This window comes from Oleidesulfovibrio vietnamensis, assembly GCF_055388115.1.
The window spans coordinates 3,375,266-3,397,885 of the sequence record NZ_AP042419.1; the positions used below are offsets into that span (position 1 = coordinate 3,375,266).

The 22,620-nt window shown below is 61.6% G+C and carries 19 protein-coding genes; 18 read left to right on the forward strand and 1 reads right to left on the reverse strand.

The genetic code is table 11. From position 1 onward, the window contains the following. The first annotated feature begins 8 nt into the window (after positions 1-8). The 4 genes from ACZ5D1_RS15130 (at position 9) to ACZ5D1_RS15145 (ending at position 3,792) form a co-directional block, all read left to right on the forward strand. The gene (locus tag ACZ5D1_RS15130; protein WP_464555362.1) at positions 9-971 is read left to right on the forward strand and encodes a 4Fe-4S dicluster domain-containing protein; all 963 of its coding nucleotides are present in this window, start codon (positions 9-11) and stop codon (positions 969-971) included. After that, a complete protein-coding gene (locus tag ACZ5D1_RS15135) occupies positions 971-2,059 on the forward strand; it encodes a 4Fe-4S dicluster domain-containing protein (RefSeq protein WP_464555364.1) in 1,089 nt (362 codons plus the stop codon). The genes ACZ5D1_RS15130 and ACZ5D1_RS15135 overlap by 1 nt, the downstream gene beginning before the upstream one ends. After that, entirely contained in the window at positions 2,052-2,891 is an 840-nt protein-coding gene (locus ACZ5D1_RS15140; protein ID WP_011369221.1) for an FAD/NAD(P)-binding protein, read from the forward strand. The genes ACZ5D1_RS15135 and ACZ5D1_RS15140 overlap by 8 nt, the downstream gene beginning before the upstream one ends. Positions 2,892-2,991: 100 nt before the next feature. Further along, entirely contained in the window at positions 2,992-3,792 is an 801-nt protein-coding gene (locus ACZ5D1_RS15145) for a hypothetical protein (protein ID WP_011369222.1), read from the forward strand. A gap of 70 nt (positions 3,793-3,862) precedes the next feature. Here the strand turns inward: ACZ5D1_RS15145 and ACZ5D1_RS15150 are convergent, their stop codons facing one another. Continuing rightward, positions 3,863-4,057, reverse strand: a complete 195-nt coding sequence (locus ACZ5D1_RS15150; protein ID WP_011369223.1) for a hypothetical protein — start codon at positions 4,055-4,057, stop codon at positions 3,863-3,865. A 350-nt stretch (positions 4,058-4,407) separates the two neighbouring features. Between ACZ5D1_RS15150 and ACZ5D1_RS15155 the strand changes: the two genes are divergently transcribed. From ACZ5D1_RS15155 to ACZ5D1_RS15220, 14 genes are all read left to right on the forward strand, one after another. Then, positions 4,408-5,550 carry an iron-containing alcohol dehydrogenase gene (locus ACZ5D1_RS15155; protein ID WP_464555366.1) on the forward strand — a complete coding sequence of 381 codons (1,143 nt, stop codon included), beginning with the start codon at positions 4,408-4,410 and terminating at the stop codon, positions 5,548-5,550. Continuing rightward, a complete protein-coding gene (locus ACZ5D1_RS15160; RefSeq protein ID WP_011369225.1) occupies positions 5,550-6,782 on the forward strand; it encodes an ATP-binding protein in 1,233 nt (410 codons plus the stop codon). The genes ACZ5D1_RS15155 and ACZ5D1_RS15160 overlap by 1 nt, the downstream gene beginning before the upstream one ends. Next, the gene (locus ACZ5D1_RS15165) at positions 6,775-8,118 is read left to right on the forward strand and encodes a sigma-54-dependent transcriptional regulator (RefSeq protein WP_011369226.1); all 1,344 of its coding nucleotides are present in this window, start codon (positions 6,775-6,777) and stop codon (positions 8,116-8,118) included. The genes ACZ5D1_RS15160 and ACZ5D1_RS15165 overlap by 8 nt, the downstream gene beginning before the upstream one ends. A gap of 452 nt (positions 8,119-8,570) precedes the next feature. Further along, positions 8,571-9,596, forward strand: a complete 1,026-nt coding sequence (locus ACZ5D1_RS15170; RefSeq protein WP_011369227.1) for a molybdopterin-binding protein — start codon at positions 8,571-8,573, stop codon at positions 9,594-9,596. A gap of 108 nt (positions 9,597-9,704) precedes the next feature. After that, entirely contained in the window at positions 9,705-12,428 is a 2,724-nt protein-coding gene (locus tag ACZ5D1_RS15175) for a molybdopterin-dependent aldehyde oxidoreductase (RefSeq protein WP_464555368.1), read from the forward strand. A gap of 112 nt (positions 12,429-12,540) precedes the next feature. Next, positions 12,541-15,051 carry a pyridine nucleotide-disulfide oxidoreductase/dicluster-binding protein gene (locus tag ACZ5D1_RS15180; RefSeq protein ID WP_464555370.1) on the forward strand — a complete coding sequence of 837 codons (2,511 nt, stop codon included), beginning with the start codon at positions 12,541-12,543 and terminating at the stop codon, positions 15,049-15,051. Beyond that, positions 15,048-15,263: a DVU_1557 family redox protein gene (locus ACZ5D1_RS15185; RefSeq protein ID WP_011369230.1), complete on the forward strand. Its 216-nt coding sequence runs from the start codon at positions 15,048-15,050 to the stop codon at positions 15,261-15,263. Before ACZ5D1_RS15180 ends, ACZ5D1_RS15185 begins: the two co-directional genes overlap by 4 nt. Then, the gene (gene trsM, locus ACZ5D1_RS15190; protein WP_464555372.1) at positions 15,260-15,991 is read left to right on the forward strand and encodes a DVU_1556 family methyltransferase; all 732 of its coding nucleotides are present in this window, start codon (positions 15,260-15,262) and stop codon (positions 15,989-15,991) included. Before ACZ5D1_RS15185 ends, trsM begins: the two co-directional genes overlap by 4 nt. Before the next feature lie 31 nt (positions 15,992-16,022). Next, entirely contained in the window at positions 16,023-16,475 is a 453-nt protein-coding gene (locus ACZ5D1_RS15195) for a DVU_1555 family C-GCAxxG-C-C protein (RefSeq protein ID WP_011369232.1), read from the forward strand. Between the two features lie 5 nt (positions 16,476-16,480). Further along, entirely contained in the window at positions 16,481-17,875 is a 1,395-nt protein-coding gene (trsS, locus tag ACZ5D1_RS15200; protein ID WP_464555373.1) for a radical SAM (seleno)protein TrsS, read from the forward strand. Then, the gene (locus ACZ5D1_RS15205; protein WP_464555375.1) at positions 17,872-19,461 is read left to right on the forward strand and encodes a DVU_1553 family AMP-dependent CoA ligase; all 1,590 of its coding nucleotides are present in this window, start codon (positions 17,872-17,874) and stop codon (positions 19,459-19,461) included. Before trsS ends, ACZ5D1_RS15205 begins: the two co-directional genes overlap by 4 nt. Further along, the gene (locus tag ACZ5D1_RS15210; protein WP_011369235.1) at positions 19,445-20,506 is read left to right on the forward strand and encodes an XdhC family aldehyde oxidoreductase maturation factor; all 1,062 of its coding nucleotides are present in this window, start codon (positions 19,445-19,447) and stop codon (positions 20,504-20,506) included. The genes ACZ5D1_RS15205 and ACZ5D1_RS15210 overlap by 17 nt, the downstream gene beginning before the upstream one ends. Further along, a complete protein-coding gene (locus tag ACZ5D1_RS15215; RefSeq protein WP_464555377.1) occupies positions 20,506-21,783 on the forward strand; it encodes a DVU_1551 family NTP transferase in 1,278 nt (425 codons plus the stop codon). Before ACZ5D1_RS15210 ends, ACZ5D1_RS15215 begins: the two co-directional genes overlap by 1 nt. Next, complete coding sequence (locus ACZ5D1_RS15220; protein WP_011369237.1) at positions 21,780-22,508, forward strand: histidine phosphatase family protein; 729 nt, start codon at positions 21,780-21,782, stop codon at positions 22,506-22,508. Before ACZ5D1_RS15215 ends, ACZ5D1_RS15220 begins: the two co-directional genes overlap by 4 nt. Positions 22,509-22,620 lie beyond the last annotated feature (112 nt).

Consider the following 22,620-nt stretch of genomic DNA (forward strand, 5'->3'; position numbering starts at 1 on the left):
AGTACACGATGCCGCAACTTGAATCTCTGAAAGACGCCATCGCAAAGGCACTGCCCGAACTGGACGTGGTTATCGCATGGGGGCGCGGGCTGGATGCGCTGGGCGCCACGCCGCTGTTCATCACCAAGCCGGAAGACCTCGACGACATGATCCTCGGCCCCTCGTGCGTTCACAATCTTGCCACCTATCTGCCCGGTCTCAGGGACAGAAAGGTGGGCATAGTGGTCAAAGGCTGCGACAGCCGTTCTGTTATTGAACTGCTGCAGGAAGGTCTGGTGGACCGCGACAACCTGACTGTTTTCGGTTTTGCGTGCTCCGGCGTGGTCAACGTGCCGCGTCTGCGCGGTGCCGCCGACAGACACCCCGTGCAGAGCATGGAACACGGCAGCGGACAGGTGCGCCTGCAGACGGACACCGGCCCCGTAGCGCTGCCGGAAACGGAAGCGCTGGCCGCCAAATGCCTGACGTGTACCGAGCCGGAAGCGCTCATCTGCGACCACTTTGCCGGACCGCACGGCACGGCTGAACGTGCCGCCGTCTCCGGAAACCCTCAGGGAACGCTGGAGCGGCTGGAAGCCATGGACTTTGAAAGCCGTTTCCGCTTCTGGGAACAGGAAATGAGCCGCTGCCTGCGCTGCTACGCCTGCCGCAGTGCCTGCCCGCTGTGCGTGTGTCAGGATCACTGCGCCGCACAAAGCCGCAATCCGCACTGGGTGACACAGGAAGACACCCCGCGTGAAAAACTGATGTTTCAGGCTATCCACGCCCTGCACCTTGCAGGACGGTGCACGGAATGCGGCGAATGCGAACGGGCCTGCCCCATGGATATTCCGGTGCTGGCGCTCAAGCAGGCGCTGAACAGAGAAATACACCGGCTGTTCGACTACCGCGCGGGCACAGACCCGCAGGCAACCCCGCCGCTGTTCCACTTCAAGGAAACCGAAGAGAACATCAAAGAAAGGGACTGGTGATGGCAACGACCTTGTTCATACAACGCGGCGACATTGCCGCATGGCTGGCGGACACGGCTGCCACGCACACGGTGTACGCACCGCTGCGCGACAAGACAGGCGTGCACTTTCACCGGCTTTGCGCGCAGGACGCCGCCGCGCAGACACAGGCGCTTGAACTGGACAGACAGGCACAGACCCCGCCCAAAAACGTACTGCTTCCGGCCTGCGAGACTCTGCTTGAGTTCAGCTACGCAAAGCAGGAAGACGGAAGCACCTCGCTGGACGTGCAGCCCGTCATGCCGCAGGGGGCTGTACTGCTTTTCGGGCCGCGCCCCTGCGACGCACGGGCGTTCACGGTGTTTGACCGCGTATACGATGCCGGCAGGGGCAAAGATCCTTACTACACGGCGCGGCGTGCAGCCACCGTGGTGGCCTCCGTCGTCTGCACCCGTCCGGAACAGAGCTGTTTCTGCACGGCCGTGGGCGGTGCGCCCGATGATACCGAAGGCAGCGACATATTGTTCACCCCTGTGCAGGACGGCTTCATCGTGCGCCCGCTGACTCAGGCCGGCGAAGCAGTGCTGCGGCACCCGCTGTTTACCGAAGCCGCTCACAGAGAAGAGGAAGCCGCGGACGTATGCGCTGCAGCCCGCGCGGCCGTGCCTTGCGCCCCGGCCGATTTCACGGCCGCGCCGGAACCCGTGGCGGCGCTGTTCGACGATATGGAGTTCTGGCAGTCAGTCACGGCCAAATGCCTCAGCTGCGGGGCGTGCACCTATCTGTGCCCCACCTGCTACTGTTTTAACATCACGGATGAAAGCAACGGGCTGGAAGGAAGAAGACTGCGCACGTGGGATAACTGCATGTCTTTCCAGTTCACACTGGAAGGCAGCGGGCACAATCCGCGCCCGACCAAAGCCCACCGCTACCGCAACCGCATCGGACACAAGTTCAGCTATTATCCCAGAATACACGACGGGGCTCTTTCGTGCGTCGGCTGCGGCCGGTGCATCAGCTCCTGCCCCGTAACCATGGACATCCGCCGCATCGTGCACAGTGCCATGCAGCGGGCGCAATGCGCAACGCCGGAGCAAGCTCATGAATAGCCCGCAGGATAATCTGTATCTGCCCTACATGGCGACCATACAGGAAGTCGTCACCGAAACACCCGCCATCAAAACGTTCCGCGTCAGGCTGAACGACCCCGCCGCCATGGACAACTTCCAGTTTGAACCGGGGCAGGTGGGACAGCTTTCCGTCTTCGGCGCGGGAGAATCAACCTTTGTCATCAATTCGCCGCCCACCCGCAAAGAATACCTGCAGTTCAGCGTGATGAAGGTGGGCGAACTGACAGGCAAACTGCACTCATTGCGTGCCGGCGACCAGATAGGTGTGCGCGCCCCGCTGGGCAACGCCTTTCCGTACAGGCAGATGCAGGGCAAAGACATCGTTTTCATAGGGGGCGGCATCGGCATGGCACCGCTGCGCACACTGCTGCTCTACATGCTGGACAACCGCGGAGACTACGGCAAAATAACACTGCTGTACGGCGCACGCAGCCCTGCGGACATGGCGTTCAGCTATGAGCTGCCGCAATGGCTGGAACGCGACGACATGCACACGGTGCTCACGGTGGACAACCCCGCCGACGAATGGCCCCACAGAGTGGGCCTCATACCCAACATTCTGAAAGAAATGAATCCTTCGCCGCAGAATGCCGTGGCAGTCACCTGCGGACCGCCCATCATGATCAAGTTCACCATACAGGCGCTGCATGAACTCGGCTTTGCCGACGAGCAGATCATCACCACGCTGGAAAAACGCATGAAGTGCGGCGTGGGCATATGCGGCCGATGCAACATCGGCACAGAATACGTCTGTCAGGACGGGCCTGTTTTCAGCTATGCCCAGCTGAAAAAACTGCCCAACGAGCTGTAACCGCGCAACTGCCCGGAACCGCCGGCGCGGCATCCCCGCCGGCGGTTTCTGCGCCGGGCACGGGCTGCGCCACCACAACAGACTGCCGGGAGAACTAACCATGCTCTATGATGAATTCGACCGACTGGAAAGTGAATCCGCCCCCGCGGAACGCAGACCGGCCCATGCCGTACAGCGCAGCACGCCCATCCTGCACAACGAGGCGGTGTTCATGCACCTGCCGCCGTCGGCGCTGCTGGCGTCGGACCTCTTTCAGGCCGTGTACGCCCGCAAAAGGCCGGTGGTCAGCAGGCTGCCGCTGGCATCCACAGATTCCGCACGTACCATGCTGTATTCCGGAGAGCGCCTTGACCAGTTCGACCTTGATGTACTGCTGGCCTGCATGGAAAGCTCGGCACATACCGGCAGACGCACAGGCACCTGCGTGGGCATGATGACGGGCGGCATAGCCAGAGCCATGAAAAGGCCTGACGACCGCGCCACGCGGCGCAAAACAGCCCTCAGTCTGCAGCGCATGGCCTGCGGCCTGCTTGAAGTTTCCAACGGCAGACTGCACTACACGCTGCGCATCATCAACAGACTGCTGCTGGACAGCACTCAGGACCGCTGCGTTGTGGAATTTTCGCCGCAGGTTTTTGCCGCACTGCGCTCGCTGCCCGACATGCGGTCCTTCACCCGCAGCCGTTTTGCCCTGCGCGCCCGTTCGCTGGAACGCTGGCTGCACGGCATGGTATACGTAAGCAGCGAGATGTGTATTCCCTTTGACCAGCTGGGGCCGCTTTCCGGCGGCTGCGCCGGAAGCCGCACGGCGCTGCACGCCACGGTACGACAGCTTTGCACCGCCGGCGCATTGCCCGTACAGGGCGAAGACGAAGCAGGCATCGTCATCAGCAGAGGATGACATGAACGTGAAAGGCCTCCGGCAGCATGCTGCCGGAGGCCCGTATATGCCTGCGTGCCCTGAGGCACGGTCAGTGCACCACGGAATCATCCAGATGGTATATCTGCCTGTCCTCGGCTGCGGCATTTTCGTAGTCTGCCCAGCGGTAACCGGTCTGATTCATCAGCCACTGGATGACTTCCGCCTGCGAAGCAGGCTGCCCGGGATAGTCCACGACCTCTTTTATCACATGGCCGAACACTGTTATTTCCACAGCTATTTTCATAAATCCCCCATTGTTGCAGAAACATGCATGCGCAAAAGGCACTATTGCCACGCAGTGCAGGCACGGTCCCTCATCATTTGAATATATATTGTGCTGCATACAGGTCAACAGAACGTACGGAGACATGGCACAAAATAACGGTCTTTATAATGCGTCCGGCAGTAACTGCACTTTTACAGACGGTTGATGATTATGGTACGCCGGACACCGCGACACTGCACATGAGGGGCACGACGGATATTTATTATGTCCTGAAAAGCATAAGCAATTTTTGTTCACGGGCTTGCCCTAACGGGAGATAAGCGGGTATCAACAAGACTGATTTTCTTTATACGCTCCGAGGAGGCGGCATGTCGGTAACGAAGTTCGCTATTCCGGAAGTCATCTTCGGCAACTCCAGCCTGCGGTATCTTGCACAGTGTGCGCTGCGGCTCGGAGCAAGACGGATATTTCTGGTAAGTGATCCCGGGCTGGAAAAGGCGGGCTGGGTGCAGCACGTCATTGACATTCTTTCCGAAGACCGGCTGGAATGCGTCTATTACAACGATGTGGATTCCAACCCCCGAGACTGGCAGGTGCACGAGGGCGCCCGTCTGTACACTGAAGAACGCGCCGATCTCATCATCGGTCTCGGCGGCGGCAGCCCCATTGACGCCGCCAAGGGCATTGCCACCATTGCCAGCAACGGCGGGCGGATTCATGATTACGAGGGCGCCAACCGCATCATGCGTCCCCTGCCGCCCATGATTTTCATCCCCACCACGGCGGGCAGCGGCTCTGACATTTCACAGTACTGTATTATCACCGACGTGGAGCGGCAGCTCAAAATGTCCATCATCAGCCGTTCGCTGGTGCCCAACGTCTCCATCATAGACCCTTCTCTTCTGCTCACAAAAACCGTGGAACTGATTCTTGCTTCGGCCATAGACGCGCTGGCCCACGCGGTTGAATCCTATGTATCGCGGCTGGCTTCTCCGTTTACGGAGACGCAGGCGCTGTATGCCATCCGGCTGATCATGGAAAATCTGGAAACGGCAGCCCGCACGCGCAACCCCGCGGCACTGGAAAAGCTGAGCATCGCCAGTACCGCGGCGGGCATGTCTTTCAGCAATGCCGGGCTGGGCATAGGACATGCGCTGGCGCACTCGCTGGGCGGACGCTACGACGTGCTGCACGGGCTGGTGCATCCGGTACTGCTGCCGCACGTCATGCGGTACAACCTGCCTGTGTGCCGCGAAAAAATGGACAACATCGCCGCCGTGGTGCTGCAAAGCTGCGACCCCGCCGGAACCGGCCGCGCACTGGAGGGCATAGAACAGCTGGAACACATGTTCCGTTCGCTGCAGGTCACCACCAGACTGCGTGATATTCTGCCCGACGACAGTCAGCTGGAGCAGATATGCAAAATGGCGGTGCCGGACGAATGCGCACTTACCAACCCGCGCGAAGCCACCTGGACTGACCTGATGGGGATATGCAAAGAGGCCTGGTAATGAAAGGCAAAACAACCATAGAAGACCTTGTCGGCATTGAACACAGCAAGCTGAATTTTTTTCAGGAACTCCAGCAGAGCATTGAGGAACTGAAAGAAAGCAACAAGGAGCTGGAGGAACAGCGCCGCGAAACAGCCGCCATCCTTGACGGCATTACCGATGTGATGATGGTGCTTTCCGAAGACCTGCGCATCATCTCGGTAAACCATGTATTCATGCAGCTGTTCCCCGACAGCGACCCCCACGGACAGTACTGCTACAAATACTTCAGGCATTCCCACACCCCCTGCCGCGAATGTCCCGCGTTCCGCTCGCTCAGCACGGACACGGTATGCCGCGAGACTGCCATTTTCCGCATCAACGGACGCAACATGCAGTTCGAGATGGTGGCATCGCCGCTTAAAAGCCCGTACCTGCCCGAACACCGCGTGCTCATTTTCAAACGCGATGTGACACTGGAAAAAGAATATCAGGCGAAATTCTATCAGGCCGAAAAAATGGCCACCATGGGTGTGCTGGCAGCCGGTGTCGCACACGAGATAAACAACCCCCTTACGGCGGTGACAGGCTTTGCCGAAGGCATCCGGCGTCGTCTGCCCAAGCTGCGCGGACTGGTGGATGACCAGCTGTTCACCGACTTTCAGGAATACACCGACACCATTCTCAAAGAATGTCTGCGCTGTCAGGACATCGTACAGACTCTTCTGACCTTCAGCCGTCCCTCCTCGGCGGAGTTTTCGCAGCTCAGTCTCAACTCCGTGGTTTCGGAAACAGTCTGGCTGCTGCACAACCACTTCAAAAAGCATCACAACATCAAGGTCAATCTGAACCTTGACGAAACCGTACCTCATATTTTCGGCGACGAAGCCCAGCTGAAACAGGTGGTGCTCAATCTGCTGACCAATGCGCTCGACTCCATGAGCGAAACCGGAAACAAAGACCGCTGCTACTTTTCCGGCGTGCTGGCCGTGGAAACAGCCCCCTTCGGCGAAAGCGGCGCAAAACTCATTGTCAGCGACACGGGCTGCGGTATTCCGCCGGACAACATAGACAAACTTTTCGAACCCTTCTTCACCACCAAAAATGTGGGCAAGGGCATCGGCATCGGTCTTTCCACCTGTTATTCCATAGTCCGCAAGCACGGCGGCGAAATAACCGTCACAAGCACGGAAGGCAAAGGATCGCAATTCACCGTAACGCTACCCGGCAACCGCGGAGAACAACGTGTCTGACATCTACAGCATTCTGGTCATTGATGACGAAGAATCCATACTGCGACTGCTCGAACGCGAACTGACCACACAGGACCGCATTGTCCACACCGCCCAGAACGGACGCGAAGGCCGTGAAAAACTGAGCCGCCAGCGTTATGACGTTGTCATTTCCGACATCCGCCTGCCCGACGCCGACGGGCTGGACCTCATGGTCGAGCTGAAAGGCATATATCCCGACGTTGAATTCATTCTTATCACCGGACACGGCAACATAGACAACGCCGTGGAAGCCATGCGTCTGGGCGCCTACGACTATGTGACCAAACCTTTTCATCTGGACAGGGTGGAACTGGTGGTCGAACGGGCCTACCAGCGGGTATGCCTGCAGCGCGAAAACCGCAGCTTCCGCCACTCGCACAGCAGCGCTCCGCCTTCAAAGATGGTCGGTAATTCAGCAGAAATAAAACAGATACGCTATCTGGTCGGCAAAGTCGCTCCCACCGACGTTCCTGTGCTTATCACCGGCGAAAGCGGCGTGGGCAAAGATGTTGTGGCCCATTCCATTCAGGCGCTCAGCACCCGAAGCGGCAAGCCTTTTCTGGTGAAAAACTGCGCCACCCTGCAAAAAGAACTGATGCGCAGCGAACTTTTCGGCCATACCAAAGGCTCGTTCACCGGCGCCACCGACAACCGCGAAGGGCTGCTTGCCTTTGCAGACACCGGCACACTGTTTCTGGACGAAATCGGCGAACTGCCGCCGGAAGTGCAGGGCGCACTGCTGCGGGTACTGGAGGCCAAACGATACCGCCGCGTGGGCGAGAAAAGCGAGAGGCAGGTGGATATCCGCTTTCTTTTCGCCACCAGCCGCAACCTGCTGGAAGAAGTGGAGGCAGGCCGGTTCAATGACGCCCTTTTTCACCGCATCAACGTATTCAACATCTGCGTGGCACCGCTGCGCGACCGCAAAGAAGACATCCCCCTGCTTGTGGAGCATTTTCTGGGCAGACTGGGCAATGCCATGGGCCACAACGAACTGACCGTCAGTGACAAAGCCATGCAGTGCCTGCAGCACTACGACTGGCCCGGCAACGTGCGCGAGCTGCGCAACGTGCTGGAGCGCAGTATAATTCTTTCAGAAAACGGCATCATTTCAGAACGTTCACTGCCGCGCGATCTTGTGGAACGGGCTGAACAGAGCGGGCTGGAAAGCAGCATCTTTTCGCTGGAACACATGGAGCGTGAACATATCACCCGCGCTCTGGCCTTTTTTAACGGAAACAGACAGCAGGCATCCAAGGCGCTGGGCATAGGACGCAAAACCCTGTACCGCAAGCTGGAGCGTTACAATTTGTAACCGCAGGACACAAAGAATAACCTATACGCACAGGCGACTTGAAAGATGTGACAAAGTGACTCAACGGCGATATAAAACAGCGTCACAATGACACACATGATAACGTGCCAGATTATCAATGTTTTTCAGTACGACGCAGGCAGACTTTGTGCTTTTTAGCACAAATTAACGGATGACACAGCCCACGTGTAGGCATACAATAATACATAACAATGCTATATCACTAACCATATAAAACTGGCCCGTTCTTTGCGTATATACCGGCAGCCGCTGTGTGCGGCACCGGCCCCCGAAGTGCCATGTGGCACCGCAAACAACGCAGCGTCTGCCGCACGGCAGCTGCGCTGTATGTACAGACACGTTTTGTGTCTTTTTTAAGAACAGTTAATATGCCTCCACAGGCATATGAAAAATCAGCAACGGCTCTGCCGCTCTACCGGAGACGCCTCGTCATGATGAAATCCATCCCTGTTCAGGAAGCTGTCGGCACCGTGCTCTGCCACGACCTGACCCGTATCGTTCCCGGAGAATTCAAAGGCCGCGCATTCAAAAAAGGCCATGTCATCACCGCAGAAGACATTCCCCACCTGCTGAACATCGGCAAGGAACATCTTTATGTTCTTTCGCTGGGCGACACGCACATACATGAGGATGAAGCCGCGCGGCGCATAGCCGAAGCGGCTGCCGGACCGGGCATATCTCTTTCGGAATGCAGCGAGGGTCGCATCAACTTCATCGCCGAACCGGGGCTGCTGCAGATCAACACGCAGGCGCTGGCCGCCATAAACAGCGTGCCCGACGTGGTGCTGGCCACCATGCACACCAACCAGCACATTCCCATGGCCCGGCCTGTGGCGGGTACACGCATTGTGCCGCTGGTCATAGAACGCGAACGCATAGAACAGGTGGAAGCCATCTGCGCCGCCCACTATCCGGTGGTGCAGGTCGCCCCGCTGCGTCAGTTCAGGGTGGGGGCCGTGACCACCGGCAATGAAATTCTCCACGGCCGCATCAAAGACAAATTCGGACCGGTCATGCGCAAAAAATTCGCCGCGCTCGGTTCATCCGTCATGGGACAGACCTTTGTGGGCGACGACCCGCAGGCCACCCGTGCCGCCATACTTTCGTTTGTCGCAGAAGGCGCGGACATGGTGGTGGTGACCGGCGGCATGAGTGTGGACCCCGACGACCAGACACCTGCCAGCATACGTTCCACCGGAGCCGACGTGGTGACCTACGGCTCACCCACGTTTCCGGGGGTGATGTTCATGCTGGCGTATCTGGGCGATGTGCCCGTTCTGGGGCTGCCCGGCTGCGTCATGTACTACCGCGCGAGCATTTTTGATCTGGTGGTGCCCCGTCTGCTGGCAGGGCAGCCGGTAACCAGGCAGGACATTGCCTCGCTGGCTCACGGCGGTTTCTGCGCAGGATGCGAACCGTGCAGATACCCGGTCTGCCCCTTCGGCAAGTCGGCATAAGCAGCAACATGTTCCAGACCGCCCGCTTACGGGCTTTTGGATACACATACACAGTGCCGCGGTCTGCGTGAACAGGCACCGGCACATCAATCCGCAAGGAGGATCGCGATGATCAAACGTTCGCTCATGATCAACGGAGCGCCCCGGATGGCCATTGCCAAGCCGGACACAACGCTTGCAACGTACCTGCGCGAAAGCCTGGGGCTTACCAGTGTCAAGATCGGTTGCGGAACCGGTCAGTGCGGCAGCTGCAGCGTCATTGTCGACGGCAAGGTTGTCCGCTCGTGCAGCTACAAGATGAGCCGCCTTGCCGACGGCGCGGTCATCACCACGCTGGAAGGCATAGGCACTCCCGACCACCTGCACCCCCTGCAGGTGGCATGGCTGGCCCACGGCGCCGCACAGTGCGGTTTCTGCTCGCCGGGATTCATCGTTTCCGCCAAGGCTCTGCTTGATCAGAACACCTCGCCCACCCGCGAGGATGTACGCGACTGGTTCCAGAAACATCGCAACGCCTGCCGCTGCACCGGATACAAGCCGCTGGTGGACGCCGTGATGGATGCCGCAGCTGTGCTGCGCGGCGACATGAAAGTCAACGAGCTGCTGTTCAAAATTCCCGAAGACGGACGCATCTGGGGCACCAAATACCCCCGTCCTTCCGGCATTGCCAAGGTTACCGGCACGCTGGACTACGGCGCCGATCTGGGCATAAAAATGCCCGAAGGCACCCTGCGCTGCGCTCTGGTGCAGGCCGAAGTCTCGCACGCACGCATTCTCGGCATCGACACCTCCGAAGCGGAAACCATGCCCGGCGTCGCCAAGGTTGTGACCCACAAAGACATCAAGGGCAAAAACCGCATCACCGGTCTCATCACCTTTCCCACCAACAAAGGTGACGGCTGGGACCGCCCCATCCTCTGCGATGACAAGGTATACCAGTACGGCGACGCGATAGCCATCGTATGCGCCGACACCGAAGAACACGCCAAGGCTGCTGCCGCCAAGGTCAAGGTGGATCTGGAAGTCCTGCCCGCTTACATGAGCGCTCCGGAAGCCATGGCCGAAGACGCCATGGAAATTCATCCCGGCACCCCCAACGTGTACTTTGAACAGAAAATCGCCAAGGGCGAGGAAACAGCATCCTACTTTGAAAAAGCCGATGTGGTGGCCGAAGGCGACTTCTATGTGGGCCGTCAGCCCCATATGCCCATCGAGCCCGACGTGGGTTTTGCCTTCTTCAACGAAGACGGCAAGCTGTGCATCCATTCCAAGTCCATCGGCCTGCACCTGCACCTGTACATGATCGCTCCCGGTCTGGGCATTGAACCCGAAAACGTCATCATGGTGCAGAACCCCACAGGCGGCACCTTCGGCTACAAGTTCAGCCCCACCATGGAAGCGCTGGTCGGCGCGGCATGCATGGCCACCGGCAAGCCCGTATACCTTAACTACACATGGTACCAGCAGCAGACCTACACCGGCAAACGCTCGCCTTTCTTCATGAATGTGCGTTTTGCTGCCGACAAGCAGGGCAAGCTGCTTGCCATGGAAAGCGACTGGTCGGTGGACCACGGTCCCTATTCCGAATTCGGCGACCTGCTGACCCTGCGCGGCGCACAGTTCATCGGTGCCGGCTACGACATTCCCAACATCCGCGGCGAAGGCCGCACCGTCTGCACCAACCACGCATGGGGTTCGGCATTCCGCGGCTACGGTTCGCCCCAGAGTGAGTTCGCCTCTGAAGTGCTTATGGACATGCTGGCCGAAAAACTGGGCATGGATCCGCTGGAACTGCGCTACAAAAACGCATACCGCCCCGGAGCCACCACGCCCACCGGCCAGAATCCCGAAGTATTCAGCCTGCCCGACATGCTTGACACCGCGCGGCCCAAGTACAAGGCCGCACTGGAAAAAGCAGCCAAAAACAGCACCGCCGAAGTAAAACGCGGTGTGGGTATATCGCTGGGCGTATACGGCTGCGGTCTTGACGGCCCCGACACCGCCGAAGTCGATGCAGAACTGCATCCCGACGGCACCGTCAGCATCTACACCACATGGCACGACCACGGACAGGGTGCCGACATCGGCGCGCTGACCACCGCCCACGAGGCGCTGCGCCCGCTGGGCATCGCTCCTGAAAACATCAAGCTGGTGCTCAACGATACCGAATTCTGCCCCAACGGCGGCCCCGCAGGCGGCAGCCGCTCGCAGGTTGTGGTGGGACGCGGCATAAAAGCGGCATGTGAACTGCTGCTCGGCGGCATGCGCAAGAGCGACGGCACCTACCGCACCTATCAGGAAATGGTCGATGAAAAGATAGCCACCAAGTACAACGGTAAATGGACAGCCCCCTGCACCGACTGCGACACCAACGGTCAGGGCAACCCCTTTGCCGTGTACATGTACGGCATCTTCATGGCCGAAGTGGCCGTGGAAGTGGCCACCGGCAAGACCACCGTGGAAAAAATGACCATGATCGCCGACGTGGGCAAAATCGTGAACAAGCTGGCCGTGGACGGACAGATGTACGGCGGTGTTGCTCAGGCCATCGGTCTGGCCCTCACTGAAGACTTCGAAGACATCAAAAAGCACTCCACCATGAAGGGTGCGGGCTTCCCCTACATCAAGCAGGTGCCCGATGAAATCGAACTGATCTACCACGAATCGGACCGGCCCGAAGGGCCCTTCGGCGCAGCGGGTGTGGGCGAACTGCCGCTCACCTGCCCCCATGCAGCCGTGATCAACGCCATATACAACGCATGCGGCGTACGCATCACCCGACTGCCGGCCCTGCCGGAAAAGGTGCTTGCAGGCCTGCAGGCCAAGGCATAGCGTAACAGATACCATGCAGACGGCCCCCGCTCAGGGGCGGGGGCCGTCCTTTTTTTTCCGCGCGTGTGCCGTAACGGTGCATGCGTGAACGACGTTCCGGGGGACAGACGTTATGGAACAGGCCGAACTGCGCCGCTGGGAAGCACGCTGCACACAGGAAGAGCCGCCCCGATGCCGCGCCGCCTGCCCGCTGCACGTGGACGTGAAAGAATTCTGCACCCGCATGGCGGAAGAAAAATATGATCAGGCGTGGGCCACACTGTGCCGCACCATGCCCCTGCCCCGGGTGCTCGCCCGCATCTGCGACGGGCCGTGCCGCAGTGCCTGCATTCGCGGACAGGCAGGCGGCAGCATAGAACTGCCGGCGCTGGAACACGTCTGCGCACAGCGGGCAACCCGCCAGCCGCGCATACTGCCCGCCCCTTCCCGCGGCAAAAAAGCCGCCGTGCTCGGATGCGATCTGGCCGGTCTTGCCGCCGCATGGGATATGACCAGAAAAGGCATTGCCGTCACCATATACACGGACACCCCGCCCGCGGATGCGCTGGACGGTCTGCACATTCCCCCCGCTGCCGCAGACAGCATAGACAGCATGCTGCAGCAAGAGCTGGACACCCTGCGCAGACTCGACGCGGAAATACAGGAACACACAGAAATCACTTCCGGTCTGGCAGCCGGCTGTCTGGAAGAGTGCGGAGCCGTATTCATCACGCCCCGCGCCTATGACAGGCTCATGGCAGGCCTGCCGGAACCGGACCCCCTGACGCTGGGCACGGCAACGCACGGCGTGTTTGCAGCACCGCCGCTGCCATGCTCCGTTACGGAGGGGACTTCCCCCGTAGCCGCCGCGGCACAGGGCAGACGGGCGGCCACCTCTGTGGCCCGGCTGCACGAGGGAGCTTCACTGGTTGCGGGACGCGAACGCGAAGGCGTGTTTGAATCCACGCTGTTCACCAGTCTGGAAAAAGTACAACCCGCTCCGCCCGTGCCCGTACCCGCAGGCGGATACGACGCCACGCAGGCCCGTAACGAAGCAGCCCGCTGCCTGCGCTGTGAATGCATGGAATGTGTCAGGCATTGCGTCTTTCTGCAGGAATACGGCAGCTATCCGAAACAGTACGCCCGTCGCATATACAACAATGAATCCATCGTCATGGGTACGCGGCAGGCCAACACCATGATCAACTCATGCATGCAGTGCGGACTGTGCGCCACCCTGTGCCCCAACGGCTTTGATATGGGCGCGCTGTGTGCAGAGGCCCGGCAAAGCATGGTCCGCCGCGGCAAAATGCCCCCTTCGGCCCACGATTTCGCGCTCCGCGATATGGAATTTGCCAACGGAGAACACTGTACGCTGGCGCGCCACGCTCCGGACACGCAGGCAAGCGGCTGGGTGTTTTTCCCCGGATGCCAGCTTGCTGCTTCGGACCCGGACAGCATTCCCCGTACATGGGAATGGCTGCGGCGGCATCTGCCCCCATCATGCGGTACCGCGCAGAATCAGGGTGTGGGCCTGATGCTGCGCTGCTGCGGTGCCCCTGCACAATGGTCGGGCAGAAACGAACTGACCGCCGGCACCGTGGCCGCCCTGAAACAGGACTGGGAAAACCTCGGCTCTCCCGTCATGATTGCCGCCTGTCCCTCATGCGCCGTCATGCTGCGCAGCCATCTGCCGCAGGCAGACGTGACCGGACTGTGGGAAATCATGGACAGCCTGACTGACAGCCAGCCGGATATTCTGCAGCCGGCAACCGCAGACGGACACCCCGCCGTGGTGCTGCACGACCCATGCGGCACCCGCGAAGACGCCCCCATGCGACAGGCCGTAAGGTCGCTGCTGGAACGCTACGGCATAGCCGTGCACGAACCGGAACTGACCGCGGAAACCACGGAATGCTGCGGTTTCGGCGGTCTGGCGGCAGAGGCCAATGCTGCACTGGGAAAAAAAATAACAGAAGGCAGAGCGTTGCGGCTGGGGGCCCCCCCCGCACAAGGCAAGACAGCGGAAGCAGCCCCCTCCGGCACAGACCTGCAGGCCGATGCCGTGACCTATTGCGCCATGTGCCGCGACAGACTTGCGGCGCACGGCAAACGCACAGCGCACCTGCTCGACATTCTGCTGCCCGCGCAGGCTGACGCTCCCGCCATCGCCGCAGCCCCCCTGCCTTCCGCGCAGGAAGAGCCCGTCGCCGGAACCCTGCCTGCCGACTGCTGCGCGCAAGGTTTTTCCGCCGCGGCACGGCATGCTCCCTCGCTTTCGGCACGGCATGAAAACAGGGCCAGACTGCGGGAATATCTGCTGACATCCTGCTGGGATGAAGCGCCTGCCGCCTCCGGCCCGCAGGCGGCGCTGGAAATACGCTACACGGCACAGGCCGCCGCACGCATGGAAGAGCGGCGTATTCTGGATGCCGACGTGCGCAAAGTGCTGCTGCACTCCCGCGACAACCGCTGGTTGCAGGATACGCGCAGCCCGCAGGGCCACCGGCTGGCATCGCTGCGGCCCGTTGTGGTCACCTACTGGGTGGAGTTCACCCGGCACGATGAAAACACCTTCACGGTGCACAACGTGTGGAGCCACCGGATGCACGTGCGCACAGTCAACGGGAGAACACCGTCATGAGCACCATGAAGGTTCTGGACAAAGATTATTCACACTGGGTGTGCGCCCGCTGCGGGCAACCCCTGCAGCCCGCCACCGTGGAACTGGAATATCTGGACAGCCTGTTCAACGTGGAACTGCCTGCCTGCGCCGCCTGCGGACTGGTGCTGATTCCCGAAGATCTGGCCACCGGTAAAATGGCGGATGTGGAAAGCCTGCTGGAGGACAAGTGACCTGCACCGGCACAGCACCGGCAGCTGCCTGCGAGCCGCTGTGGGCCCGTCCGGCCATGCGCGGAGCTTCGCCCAATGCATGGCGCCCCGGCGGGCTGGAGCTTACCGACCGCGCCGCGGCGCTGGCAGGGGTCAAGCCCGGCTGGCGAGTGCTTGACGCAGGCTGCGGCACCGGCGCTTCCGCCCTGCATCTGCGTCGCCGTTACGGGGCGCTGGCTGCAGGCATGGACATGCTGGCCGGCCGTCACCGGCAGGGGGATGTTCCCTGCCGCGTCACAACAGGAGTGCCCATGGTGCGGGCCGATGCCATGCAGCCGCCTTTCATTCCGGAAAGCTTTCATATGATTCTGTGTGAATGCGTTCTTTCCCTGCTGCCGGACCCCGCCCGCGCACTGCATATTTTCCGCAATCTGCTGCGTTCCGGCGGCACGCTGGCCGTTACCGACCTGTACCTGACCGGTCAGAAAAAACATACGCTGCCAGCCGGTTCCTGCCTTGGATGGCAGGCAACGCGCAGCGGCATTCTGGCCATGCTGCGGCAGGCGGGCTTTCTGCCTCTGTGCTTTGAGGACCATACCCCCATGCTCGGTACGCTGGCTGCCCGTCTTGTTCTGGCGGGTGAACCGCTGTGCTCTCTCAGCGCCGCGGCTGCGGGCCGGTCTGCAAACATCCCGCACACCGGAACGGGCGCAGGCTACTTTCTGCTGCTGGCCCGCAGGTCAGGCTGAAGACCACTCACACCTTCCACGGAGAATAACCATGCTCGACGATACATCGCTTACCATGATGCGGCTGGCAGGGCAGGGCTACTGCTGCAGCCAGATTCTCATACTGCTTGCTCTTGAAGGTATGGGCAGACGCAACCCCGACCTTGTGCGCGCGGCCGCGGGCCTGTGCCATGGCGGCAGTGACTGCGACGGCCCCTGCGGTGTACTTACCGGCGGCAACTGTCTGCTGGCCCTGTACACGGCCAAAGGACACGATAACGACACGGCAGACGAAATTCTGCCGCTGCTGCTGGAAGAATACGGCGAATGGTTCGGGCAGGCAGTCGCGCAATACGGCGGCATTCAATGCAGTCAGATTACCGGCGGCCAATGCCGCACGCCGGATATGAGCCGCTGCGGCACACTGGTGGCAGCGGCGTACGGCAGGCTGCTGGAAATTCTGGACGCCCATGCGCTGGACCCCGCCACGGGAAAGGACGAATAACCTGCATGAATCCATTTTTTCTTGAAGCCGACATGCGCGAAAGCCTCTGCCCCGTATGCCTGCAACGTATTCCCGCGCGGCACGAACACGAGGGTGATACCGTGCTGCAGGTAAAACGCTGTCCCCGCCACGGCGAATTCCGCACCCCGGTATGGCGGGGGCTGCCCGCCATGCAGGGCTGGAAAAAACCCAAGCTGCCCACTCCGCCCGCGCCCGGAGGAAGCAGAACAAAAGGGTGTCCCTTTGACTGCGGACTGTGTCCGGAACACAACCAGCACACCTGCACGCTGCTTTTTGAAATAACCTCACGCTGCAACCTGCACTGCCGGTTCTGTTTTGCCTCCGCCGGCAAGTCCGCCCCGCCCGACCCGGATATGGCCGCGCTGCGGACGCTCATGGACAACGCCCGCCCGCGCACGGGCCCCTGCAACGTGCAGCTTTCCGGCGGCGAGCCCACCATGCGCGACGACCTGCCGCAGATAATCAGCATGGCAAAGGAACGTTTTCCTTTTGTCCAGCTGAATACCAACGGCCTGCGCATAGCCCGCGAACCTTCTCTTGCCGCGCAGCTGGCCCGTGCCGGACTGGATTCCGTCTTTCTGCAGTTTGACGGCACACAGGATGCCATCTACACCGCCCTGCGCGGCATGCCCCTGCTGCGCGAAAAAATGGAAGCCGTCAGACTGCTTTCCGAAGCGGGCATAGGCATTGTGCTGGTTCCTACAGTGGTACCGGGAGTCAACGACGACAATATCGGAGAAATTCTGCGCCTGGGTGCTGCCCTGTGTCCTGCCGTGCGCGGAGTCCATTTCCAGCCGGTAAGCCACTTCGGCAGACACCCCGCGCCAGACGGCGCAACCCGTGCCCCCGAACAGGGCCCGCCCCCCGCAGAACGCATCACCCTGCCTGAAATCATGCGCGGCCTTGAAAAGCAGACCGCGGGACTTGTGACCACCGATGATTTTCTGCCGCCCGGCTGCGAGCATTCGCTGTGTTCATTCCATGCCAACTATCTGGTGCGTGAAGACGGCGGACTCCAGCGCCTTTCCGTACAGCGCAGTGCCTGCGACTGCCGCCCCAGACCAGCCAGCGAAGGCGCCGACGCTGCCAAAGCCTTTGTCAAACGCCAATGGGCCGCACCGCGTAACGGCGCCCCGCAACAGCAGGAAAGCACCGCACCGCAGCCGCCCGCCGACGACCTTGACCGTTTTCTGCAGCGTGCGGCCACGCACACCTTTGCCGTGTCGGCCATGGCCTTTCAGGATGTCTGGAACATTGATCTGGAACGGGTACGCGGATGCTGCATCCATGTGGCCGCTCCGGACGGGCGCATAGTGCCTTTCTGCGCATGGAACTGCACCAGTGCGCAGGGAGTGCCCCTGCACAGGAGCGGACAATGACAGCAGACCGCAGCGTGTTGCCCCGGCAATGCCGCGGACAGGCAGGCATGCCGCATGAAGCCCCGCACACAGCCCCGCCGTGCTGCGCCGGACCGGACAGAGAAAATCATCACAGCGGAAAAGACAGCACGGGCAGCGATGCAGGCAGCGATGCAGGTAGCGATGCAGAAGGACAGCGTAATCAGGCGGTGTTCACTCCGGACGGGCTGACGGCCCGGGCCATGGGAATTTCCTGCGCCGCGGCCTGCAACCCCGCATGCAGCGATCCGGAACTGCGCAGGCTGCTCACGGCTTCCGGCATAAGCGCATGGCAGACAGACAGACTGCGCGAGGTGCTCGCCCTCGCCGCAGAGGCTTCACCCTATTACAGACAAGCCCTGCAGGGTGTGGACCCGGCAAGCATCAGCGCGCGCGGGGGGCTGCACCGCCTTCCTCTGCTGCATGCCGATGTGCTGCGCCGCGCACCTCTGAGCCTGCTGTGCACCTCGCAGGATGACGTGGCGCGGGTGGTCACGCTGGACACATCGGGCACGTCCGGCCGGCCAAAGCGGCTTTTCTTTTCTGAAGAAGACCTGAACGCCACGGTGGAATTTTTTTCGTGGGGCATGCTGAGCGTGGGGCATCCCGGCGATACCGTGCTGGCTGTCCTGCCGGGAGAACGCCCCGCCAGTGTGGGGCGCCTGCTGGGTACCGCGCTGGAAAACGCAGGCATGCGCTCCGTGGCCGGCAATATGGGGCAGGGCGCTCCGGCGCTGGCACGGCTGGCCCATACGGAAAAAGCCGCAGTGATTGTCGGGTCGGCCAGCCATGTCAGGCATCTGGCACTGGCCTGGCAGCAAGCCGGTTACGACCCCGGCCGCATTCACACGGTGCTGCTGTGCTGGGACAGCGTGCCCCCCGCGGTGGCCGGACTCATACGCCGCATTTTCGGCTGCAGAGTGCTTGTCCACTGGGGCATGACGGAAACAGGTCTGGGCGGAGCGCTGGGCTGCGGACATCAGGGACTGCACCTGCGCGAAGCCGACCTGCTGGCCGAAGTGATAGATCCCGTTACCGGCACCCCCCTGCCCGACGGACAGGAGGGCGAACTGGTCATCACCACCCTGCGCCGCCGCACCATGCCGCTCATACGCTACCGTACCGGCGATCTGGCGCGGCTGCTTGCCGGTGCATGCCCCTGCGGCAGCCCGCTGAGACGCATCAGCCCCGGCAGGGGCAGAACCGGCGAAGGAATCACACTGCCGGACGGCGGCAGCCTGTACCCTGCCGATCTGGACAACATTCTTCTGCCCCTTGCCGGGCTGCATGATTTTGAAGCATGCTGGCAGCCGTGGGCCGGTACCCCGCTGCAAATCACGCTGTACCCCGCGCCGGCAGCCGGTACGGACCGGACGCTGCGGCAGCAGGCAGAAAAAGCGCTGGCGGATTCACCCCTGCCTGCGGCTCTGACACGCCACGGCGGGACAACGTTCCATGTCGCCCGCACCGCACCGCAGGCGGGTTTCGGCAAACGCCGTATCCGCGTCATTCCACAGGGCACGCCACCTCTCAACTCCGGAGAATCATACCATGAACAGCTTCCTTGATTCTGTATGCGCACTTCTTGAACAGGGCGAAGATGTGGTCATTGTGACCATTGCCATGCAGTCCGGTTCCACCCCGCGGGAAAGCGGTGCCAAAATGGCCGTACGACGTGACGGCAGCATACTGGGCACCGTGGGCGGCGGTCTGATGGAGGCGGGCTGCATGGAACTGGGACGCGAAATGCTCACCGGCAGATTCGCCTCTTCCGCAGCGGAGTCCGGTCCGGAACTGGCCGTCATCAGGCATTTTGACCTGAGCAATGAAGAAGCTGCCAAGGCCGCCATGGTCTGCGGCGGCCGGCTGACCGTGGTGGCTGAACACATACAGGCAGGCAGACGCGGGGCCGAGGTGCTGTGCGCCGCGCGCGACAGCCTGCTGCAGGGCAAAGCCTGCGGGCTGGAAACAACCATGGAGCGGCTGGAACACACCGCAGCCGCCACGCGCGAGGCCTGCTTTGCCGTCACCGGCCGCAAGACACCTGACTGCGGTCATGCAGCGCCTGCCGCAGCGTCTGCCACGCTGGACTGCGACGGAAAAACATGCCGGTTTACGGAATGGCTGCAACCCTCACCGCGCATGATCATTTTCGGAGCAGGTCATGTGGCACTGCCTACGGCGGCCATGGCCTCCATGACGGGGTTTGCCGTGACCGTGCTGGACGACCGCGAAGAATTTGCCAGTCCGCAGCGGTTTCCTCAGGCCCGCACCGTGGTGCTGCCGGATTTCGGTCAGGCATTTGCACAGCTGACCATCACCCCGCAGTGCTACGTGGTCATCATGACCAGAGGACACCTGCACGACAAAACCGTGCTGGAACAGGCGCTGAAGACTCCCGCTTGCTATGTGGGCATGATCGGCAGCAGACGCAAACGCGACGCGCTGTATGATCAGCTGCGCAGCGAAGGGGTTGATGAAAGCTCCATCGCGCGCTGCCACTGCCCCATCGGCCTGGAAATCGGGGCACGCACTCCCGAAGAAATCGCCGTGAGCATCATGGCGGAAATCATCGCCTGCCGTGCCGCCGGCAACGGAGACGGAGCAAGCTGATGCCCCGCAGTTTATCCACCCCCGGCCTGCGTCCGCAGGATAACAGCGCGTGCCGGGGGCCCAAACCGGCCCCGCCTCCGGCGCTGTGTCTTCCCGCATGGCCGCCGCAGGACATCACAGGCCCGTTGCCGCGCATCGGCGGTATTATTCTGGCCGCAGGAGAATCATCACGCATGGGGCGGTGCAAAGCCATACTGCCCCTCGGCGGCAGCACCGTTCTGGAGCAGACGGCGCTGGCGCTGGCAGCGGCCGTCACAGGCCCAGTGGTTGTCGTCTGCGGTCATCACGGCGATGCTGTCCGCGCCGAAGCCCGCCGCTGCGGTCTGACCGCCGTGACCAACCCGCATCCAGAAAACGGCATGTTTTCCTCTGTACAGTGCGGCATACAGGCCATTGTCTCTCACGTTGACGCGGCCTTTATTCTGCCCGTTGACACCCCGCTGGTACGCGCGTCCACCTGCATGCTGCTTGCGGCCTCCTTTGTCCGGCAGGGGCACGCCGTCACGCTGCCTGTGGCATCGCCGCACCGCAGCCGCACGGGGCATCCGCCGCTGCTGCGCGCTGATGTGTTGCGCAGCGTACTGCGGCATGACGGCAAAGACGGACTGCGGGCCGTCATCCGGGCATTTGCAGACCTCGGCATGAACACCACGGTGCCCGTTGCCGATGAAGGCTGCCTGCGCGACATGGACACGCCCGAAGCATACAGGCTGGCCGTTGCGGCCTTCAGACGCAGGCACATCCCCACGGCAGGCGAAGTGCTGGCGCTGCTTGATATTGCCGCAACGCCGCCCCATGTGCGCGCACACGGGGTACGCGTGGGACAGGCGGCCGCTCTGTTCGCCTGCCGGATGGTCAGCTGCGCCTCTCCGTCCGTTGAATCTCTGCCCGATGCCGGTCTTGCCCTTGCATCCGGTACCCTGCACGATATATTGAAGGGCTACAGGCAGCACGAAAAAGCCGGCGGAGCCATGCTGCGCCGGTACGGATTTGACGCCGCAGCGCGCATAGTGGCGGCCCACAGGGATACGGACCCCGCGCGGGTGCGCATACCCGGTGAACGCGAACTGGTCATGCTGGCGGATAAATACATACGGGGCACGACGCTGATTCCCATGGAAGAACGCTTTGACCAACGCATAAGAGAGTGGAACCGCGACCCGCAGGCGGTACGCGATATTTCGGCCCGCAAACACCGCGCAATGACGCTGCGGCGTCTGCTGGACGCCGCTCTGGGGCAGGACAGCTACCGGTTGCTGCAACAGGAGCTTGCATGAACGGCCGTATCGCGCTGTTCCGCCATGCGGCCACCTCCGGCAGCGGAGGACGCGCCATCGGCAGGACGCCCGTGCAGCTTTCGGCGGAAGGTCTGACTCAGGCGCAGGGCATAGCCGCGGCGTTCGGCATAGAACAGCTGCCCGACCCTGAAGAAGCCTGCCGGTGCGGAGCGCAGGCTGCTCAGGCCGCCTGCGGAGCCGTGCACGCCGATGCCCCCCCGCGCCCGCCGCGCATAGCCGCACTGTACTGCAGCCCCGCCATCAGGGCCCGTCAGACGCTGGCCCCCCTTTCAGGCGGGCTGGAAAGCAGTGAAGTCACCGTGCTGGCCGATCTGGACGAAATCAATCTGGGCCGGTGGGAGGGTATGCCCTTTGCCGCCATCGAGCATCTGTACCCCCGCGAATACGAAGAACGCGGCCGCAACATGGCCGGATTCCGCCCGCCGCAGGGTGAAAGCTTTGCCGATGTCCAGATCCGCATGCGCAAATCTCTGGCGCTCATGAGCGCAGGTCCCTTTCCCGCCGTGGCTGTGACACACGCAGGGTGGCTGCGCACGCTGCTCTGCCATCTTACAGACACCCCGCTTGACGATCTTTTCTCCTTTTATCCTTCATACGCGTGTGCCGCAGTGGTCGAACTGAACACCGGCATCCCCAGACTGCTGGGGCACAACCTGCGCGCCCACGAGGCCGCGGCCCTGCTGGGCACCCCCGTACCTTTCTGACGCGCAACAGGCACACCGCCGCCACATCTCCGTCACACGGCACAGGCACAACGGAACATCCCCCTTTTGCACCGGAGGACGCCTGATGGCCGCGCATGTCCGGCATCAGGAC